The sequence below is a fragment of the Kaistella sp. genome (assembly GCF_032060305.1).
In the GTDB taxonomy this organism is placed as follows: Bacteria; Bacteroidota; Bacteroidia; order Flavobacteriales; family Weeksellaceae; genus Kaistella; species Kaistella yananensis.
Map to the genome: position 1 here is coordinate 33,698 of NZ_DAMBHK010000004.1, position 6,943 is coordinate 40,640.

General features: G+C 39.1%; 5 protein-coding genes. All 5 read left to right on the top strand.

Going from position 1 to position 6,943, the window contains the following annotated elements:
* Window positions 1-111: 111 nt before the first annotated feature.
* The gene (locus tag V5N63_RS01145) at window positions 112-1,233 is read left to right on the top strand and encodes a TonB-dependent receptor plug domain-containing protein (RefSeq protein WP_332032250.1); all 1,122 of its coding nucleotides are present in this window, start codon (window positions 112-114) and stop codon (window positions 1,231-1,233) included.
* A 3-nt stretch (window positions 1,234-1,236) separates the two neighbouring features.
* Window positions 1,237-2,874 carry a SusC/RagA family TonB-linked outer membrane protein gene (locus V5N63_RS01150; protein ID WP_332032291.1) on the top strand — a complete coding sequence of 546 codons (1,638 nt, stop codon included), beginning with the start codon at window positions 1,237-1,239 and terminating at the stop codon, window positions 2,872-2,874.
* Window positions 2,875-2,891: 17 nt separating this feature from the next.
* Window positions 2,892-4,343: a RagB/SusD family nutrient uptake outer membrane protein gene (locus V5N63_RS01155; protein ID WP_332032252.1), complete on the top strand. Its 1,452-nt coding sequence runs from the start codon at window positions 2,892-2,894 to the stop codon at window positions 4,341-4,343.
* The gene (locus tag V5N63_RS01160) at window positions 4,343-5,788 is read left to right on the top strand and encodes a glycoside hydrolase family 30 protein (protein ID WP_332032254.1); all 1,446 of its coding nucleotides are present in this window, start codon (window positions 4,343-4,345) and stop codon (window positions 5,786-5,788) included. Before V5N63_RS01155 ends, V5N63_RS01160 begins: the two co-directional genes overlap by 1 nt.
* Window positions 5,789-5,800: 12 nt before the next feature.
* A partial coding sequence (locus V5N63_RS01165; RefSeq protein WP_332032256.1) for a sialate O-acetylesterase occupies window positions 5,801-6,943 on the top strand: 1,143 nt, incomplete at its 3' end.

Genomic DNA, 6,943 nt, shown 5'->3' on the forward strand with positions numbered 1-6,943 from the left:
TTAAAGCCTCAAAAATAGGAGAAAAATTGAAATAAATTAAAAAAATAATTATTGTATTAAAAAAAAGTTTACATTTATTGTCTCAAATTGAGATAACAAAAACTATATAAAATGAATTTAAATTATTCTAAAAGTCTCGGATTAATCGCCGTTCTTTATTTCACTGTTGGAGTTAACGCTCAGGTTACAGATTCCTTGAAAGAAAAGAAAATTGAAGAAGTAGTGGTGATTGGGTATGGATCTGTAAAAAAGAAAAATGCCACCAGTGCTATTGAGAACATTAAAGCTGATGTTTTTGAGAATCGCCCGATTTACAATGTTGGACAGGCCTTACAGGGAAATGCTGCCGGCGTAAATGTAATTCAGAACTCCGGTAAACCCGGCCAGTCTTTGAATGTAAAAATTCGTGGTAACAACTCCATTTCCTCTGGTGTAAATCCGCTTTACGTGGTTGATGGAATACAAACTAATGACATTAGTGGTATTAATCCGGATGATATTGTGGATTTAACGATTCTTAAAGATGCTACATCTGCCGCTATTTATGGAATCAACGGTTCTTCAGGAGTTGTTATTATTACTACCAAAAGAGCAAAAAACGACAAGCCGCAACTTAATTTCAACGCGTATTGGGGTGTTTCAAAGGCCGCTAATAACGTAGATGTATTGAATCCGGAACAGTATAGAGCTTTGATGAACGAAATTAATCCTGCGTATGTGGCTACTATAGACAATCCAAGATATGCAGGAATTAATACCGACTGGAGAAGCGAAGTTTTCCGGACAGGTTTTGACCAGAATTATAACATCAATTATTCATTTGGTGATGAAAAATTGAGAACGTATACCGCTTTAGGCTATCAGGGAATTGATGGGATTGTAGATCCTTCGAGATTCGACAGGGTTTCTGCCAAAATTAATTTAGATTCTAAATTAGCGAGCTGGCTGAAAGTGCACGCCAGTTTAAATTACATCAATACAAAACTGAAAAACACAAACGATAACGCTGCTGGAGCAAGAGCAGGTGTAATTTTAAGTACGTTAACTACACCAACCTTCATGCCTGCCTACGCTAATCAGTTAAAGGTAAGAGAAACAGATGCCGACGGAAATTATATCGATGGATACAAAGACGGGCAGTTTGCCATGAATCCATTTACGGCTGGTTGGGAAAATCCCGTAGCTTTTCAGTACAGAGGGTTAGATAATACAAATACTCACAGGTTTTTATAGAATCTGGGACTTGATGTGAATCTTTTAAAAAATCTTGTGTGGAAACCCAGTGTTTCTCTCGATGTCATCGACAGTGTGAATGACAGGTTTATTGATCCTTTCAGATCTGTTTACGGCCGCCAGGAAAGAGGTACGGGAAGCCAAACCTTTAATCTTTTCCAGGACTTTAATTTTGAAAACACATTGAATTACACTATTAAGTCTGATGCTCACGACTTAAATTTATTGGGAGGTTTTCAGTTGCATGAACGAAATGTACAAGGGCAATATTATTGGGGTAACCGCTTCCCACAGGATTTAAGAGAATTTGTTTACGAACTTTCCGAAAATCCAAATGAAATCTTCAGAAAAGAAATTTTAAGAGAACTTTCTTATTTCGGAAGAGCCTTGTATACGCTGAATGGCAAATATACAGTAATGGGGGTATTTCGCTACAACGGCAGTTCTGCTCTTGCTGATGATAAGAAATGGGGATTCTTCCCTGGAGTTTCTGCTTCCTGGAATGTTGCTAACGAAGATTTCCTTGCAGACAGTAAAGTAATTTCTGAATTAAAAATTAGAGGAGGCTGGGGTAAAACAGGTAACGCCTCAGGAATCCCTCCTTATGCGCATTACAATCTTGAGAGACTGAACCAAGCTGGCGAAAACGGTACCTGGTCTACTTACCAGTGGAGTAGTGATATCGGTTGGGAAGTTACCACAGATACCAATTTCGGTCTCGATTTAGGCTTTGTTAACAACCGAATCAGATTAACTGCTGATATTTATAAAAGAACTACAGATGATCTCATTATGCCGATTAAAATGGGACAAATCGGCAATATTCTGAGAAATGTAGGTTCAATGGAAAATAAAGGTCTGGAGCTTACCTTAAATACCATCAACATTAAGCGGGACGATTTTACCTGGAATACGAATTTTAATATTTCGTTTAACAAAAGTAATATCAACAGCTTAGCTTATATGCCGAATATCGACAGGATTGGTATTGAGGGAATGGGTGATTTGGTTCGTTTTTCTGCAGGCCAGCCCATAGGCTCTTTCTTTGGCTATCAAATGGAAGGGGTAAATCCTCAAACGGGAGATATTGTATACAAAGATCTTGATGGAAACGGTGAATTCAATACCGCCGACAGAACTTTCATCGGTGATCCGAACCCGGATTTCACTTTCGGTTTTACAAATAATTTCACCTACAAAAACTGGTACATGGACGTACAGATTACCGGTTCTCAAGGAAACGATATCTACAACGCATCAAGGTTTGAGCTAGAATTGATGAATGATTTCAAAAACCAGTCTACAGTTGTTTTAAACAGGTGGACGACGCCGGGACAGATTACAAATGTTCCAAGAGCAAATTCCTCTTCAGCGATGGTAATTTCAGACCGCTTTATCGAAGACGGATCATTTATCAAACTGAAAGCGGCCACACTGGGGTACAACTTCAATAATCCTTTTAAAGGTCTTAATAAACTAAATGTATATGTTACCGGACAAAATCTGGTGACATGGACCGATTATTCAGGTTTCGATCCGGAAGTGAATGCATTTGCTACAACAAACGGTGTTCTGGGAATCGATTACGGAACATATCCGCAAGTAAGAACAGTAATTTTAGGTCTTAAAGCTAATTTTTAATTATTAATATTTACACAATGAAACTTAATAACACCATATTTTATCTATTATTAGGAACCGGTCTTGCCTTAGGAACTACTTCCTGCTCAGATTATCTGGATACCGAACCGATAACAGACCGTGCTATAGAATTAAGTGATACGCCCTACAAAACGGCAGCTGAAGCAGAGGATTTAATGAAAACGCTTTATAACGGCTTAGGCAGCGAATACTGGCAGCTGGATTATTTTTTCAATGGTGATGCCCAGTCGGATGTTGCTTATGTAGGTGGAGACAATCCGCAGAATATTCAGCAGGCAGAATACCGCATTATGGCAACCAACAGCAATGTAAATCGCGACTGGAATTATCTGTATGGTCTGATCAACGATTGTAACAAGATCCTGAATTATGTAGATAATGTACCAGATCCCGCACTTACTGCCTCCCGGAAAGCACAAATGAAAGCCGAAGCAGCAACGATGAGAGCACTTTATTATTTCCACGCAGTTCAGCTTTGGGGTGATATTCCGTTAGTTACTAAAGCAGTCATAGGCGTTACTTCCGAAACTTTCGATGAAGTTTATGCGCAGGTTTATCCGGCAAGAAAACCGGTGAACGATGTATATGCGCTTATTCTGTCGGATCTGGAAGGAGCACTGCCAGCTTTGCCAGGTAACGCAGACAAATTTAAAGTGACTAAGGGTGCTGCTCTGGCTTTATTGGCACAGGTACACGCCACAAAACCAGTTCCTGATTACGCAAAAGTGGTCGAGTACACAGATCAACTGATGGGTCAGGGCTACAGCCTTTTACCGAATTATGATCATTTGTTCGACGGTAATCATACTGCTAATGCCGAATCTATTTTCGAAATCAACGGAAATGGCGGAAGTATTTGGTGGTGGGGTGTATTTATGTTCACCGGTGATGACTGGAAAAAATTCAACACTCCATCCAATGACCTGGTAAAAGCCTTTAATGATGAGGGAGATACCGTGAGAAAAACTTCTTCGGTAAAGTTTCAGGCAGTAGGTTGGGCCGACAGTTACTGGCCGAGCAGCAATTATCCGTTTGCTTGGAAACAGAGAGATACTAGCGGAAACCAGAATATTTACATCCTAAGATATGCGGACATGTTGTTGCTGAGAGCAGAAGCAAAAGTAAGATTGGGTGATTACACCGGAGCTGCAGCATTGGTAAACCAGGTGAGAAACAGAGCTGGATTAGGAAATATTACCATTTCAGGTCTTGAAGACGGTATCAATAAAATTTTACACGAACGTAAACTGGAGCTTGCTTTCGAAGGTCAGCGTTGGTTTGATCTTAAAAGAACCGGCAAAGCCCTGGAAATTCTGAAAAACCGTAAAGACGGGAACGGAAACATCTTAAGTTTCGCAGGAAATTTAACCCAGCAGCGTTTACTCTGGCCAATTCCACAGTCCCAGATTGATAATAATCCTAACCTTACCCAAAATCCAGGATATTAATGATGAAGATTATACAATCAAATCGTTCTTTTCTAAAAAGTGCTGCACTTAGCGGTGTGGCACTTTTTTCATTGATTTCCTGCGGGAATAGAGTGGTGACAGAAACCGAAAATTCAGGAGCAAAAAATATAGAATATTGGCTCACAAAAGGTGATGGTTCGGTAAAACTGCAGCAGCAGAATTCTCTTCAGTTTTCTACAGATAACAACAGTTTTCCAATCATTGAAATTGATGATACACAAAAATTTCAGACTGTTGACGGCTTTGGATACACCCTTACCGGTGGCAGCGTTCAGGTGATTAACACACTTTCAGCCGACAAAAGAAAAGCACTTTTAAATGAAATCTTTGGCAATTCCGGCAATTCGATTTCAGTAAGTTACTTGCGCTTAAGCATCGGTGCTTCAGATTTGGATGCCGAAGTCTTTTCTTATAACGATTTACCGGCTGGACAAACAGATTTAAATCTGGAGAAATTTTCTTTGGCAAGAGACAAAGATTTAATTGCAATGCTGAAAGAAATTCTCGCCATCAATCCCAAAATTAAAATTATTGCAGCGCCCTGGTCGCCGCCAGTTTGGATGAAAGACAACGGAAGCTCAATTGGCGGAAGTTTAAAACCTGAATATTACGGAGTTTACGCTAAATATTTCGTGAAATATATTCAGGGAATGAAAAAAGAGGGAATAACAATTGACGCAATTGCACCTCAAAACGAACCTTTGCATCCCGGTAATAATCCAAGTCTTTTAATGACTTCCGAAATGCAGAAAGATTTCATTAAAAATCATTTGGGCCCGGAGTTTAAAAAAGCAGGAGTTACCACGAAAATCGTTGTGTATGATCACAATTGCAATAAGCCAGAATATGCCATCAATATTTTAAATGATCCTGAAGCACGTAAATATATAGACGGATCTGCGTTTCACCTTTACGAAGGCGATATTTCAGCTTTAAGTACGGTTCATAATGCATATCCCGACAAAAATCTTTATTTCACCGAACAGTGGACGGGTTCTAAAGGTAATTTCAAAGATGATTTAAACTGGCACATAAAAAACGTAATCATCGGCTCCATGCGGAACTGGAGTAAAATCGCCTTGGAGTGGAATCTAGCAAATGATGCCGCGTTCCAGCCGCACACACCGGGCGGATGTACTGAATGTAAAGGGGCAATTACAGTTAATTCTTCCCAGGATTTCACCAGAAATGTCGCTTATTATATTATCGGACATGCTTCGAAATTTGTACCACAGAATTCTGTTAGAATTGCTTCAACACAAACGGAGAACATTGCTACAGCAGCATTTGTAACACCTTTGGGTAAAACCGTGCTCATCGTTCAGAATGAGAGCGAAAACGCTGAAAATTTCAATCTGAAATATAAAGGAAACTCTGCCGCAGTTACAATTCCGGGAAAATCTGCAGCAACGTATATTTTTTAGAAATCCTGATTTATGAAGCAGAAAATCATCATTTTATTACTTTTTTTTGCTGTAAAATTATTTACGGCAACTGTTTCTGTACCTCATTTTTTCTCACACAATATGGTTTTGCAGCGAGATGCGAAAATTCCGGTGTGGGGATTTGCTGAGCCCAATGAGAAAGTTACGGTTACATTTAAAAATCAGCTAAAAACGGCTGTTACTGATGCTTCCGGAAACTGGAAAGTAATTTTAAATGAAGAAAAATTTGGTGGCCCGTTTGAAATGAAAATTTCAGGCAGTAACGAAATTGTTTTAAAAAATATATTAATCGGTGATGTTTGGCTCTGCAGCGGCCAAAGCAATATGGAGTGGAATCTTGCCAGAGTTGATGGTTTTCAGGATGAATTAATTCAACAGAATTTTCCTCTCATCAGACATCTTAAAGTTGAAAAAGCCATTAACACTTTACCTCAGAAAAATATTGCGCCAACGGAGTGGAAAATTGCAAACGCTTCAACGATAGGAAATTTCTCGGGTGTTGCTTATTTTTTCGCAAAGAAAATGTACCGGGAAACTAAAATTCCGATAGGATTGATTAATTCTTCCTGGGGCGGTACTAATGTGGAAACCTGGATTCCGAGAAATGGGTTTGAAAATTCGGTGGATTTTCGGGACATGATTTCAAAAATGCCGAAAATTTCTCTGGATTCTTTAACAGAATTTTCTACAGCTTCGAAAATAGCAGGTCTTCAAAAAAAGCATCAGATAAATACTTTGGATTTCAATGAAACATTTTATCTGAAGAATGATTTTGATGATACCAAACTCCCTGAAATTTACCAGCCAAAAAGATGGGAAGACCAAGGTTTTGAAGGATTAGACGGAATTGTTTGGCTCAGAAAAAAAGTGATTTTAACTCAGGAAGATCTTGGTGGAAATGCAACCCTGTTCCTTTCACAGATTGATGACGAAGACATTACTTATTTCAACGGAATACAAATCGGAACCAAGAACTCCTACAATGCAGAACGGGTTTACAGCATTCCACAAAATCTTCTGAAAGTGGGTGAAAATATAATTGTTGCAAAAATTACGGACAACGGTAGCGGCGGCGGAATTTGGGGCGAACCCGAGAAATTAAAACTCGTCACTTCAAAATCCTCAATTTCACTC

What these genes read in the sequence shown, in the direction of transcription:
- V5N63_RS01145 (WP_332032250.1), top strand. Translation starts at nt 112, where the DNA reads ATGAATTTAAATTATTCTAAAAGTCTCGGATTAATCGCCGTTCTTTAT.
- V5N63_RS01155 (WP_332032252.1), top strand. Translation starts at nt 2,892, where the DNA reads ATGAAACTTAATAACACCATATTTTATCTATTATTAGGAACCGGTCTT.
- V5N63_RS01160 (WP_332032254.1), top strand. Translation starts at nt 4,343, where the DNA reads ATGATGAAGATTATACAATCAAATCGTTCTTTTCTAAAAAGTGCTGCA.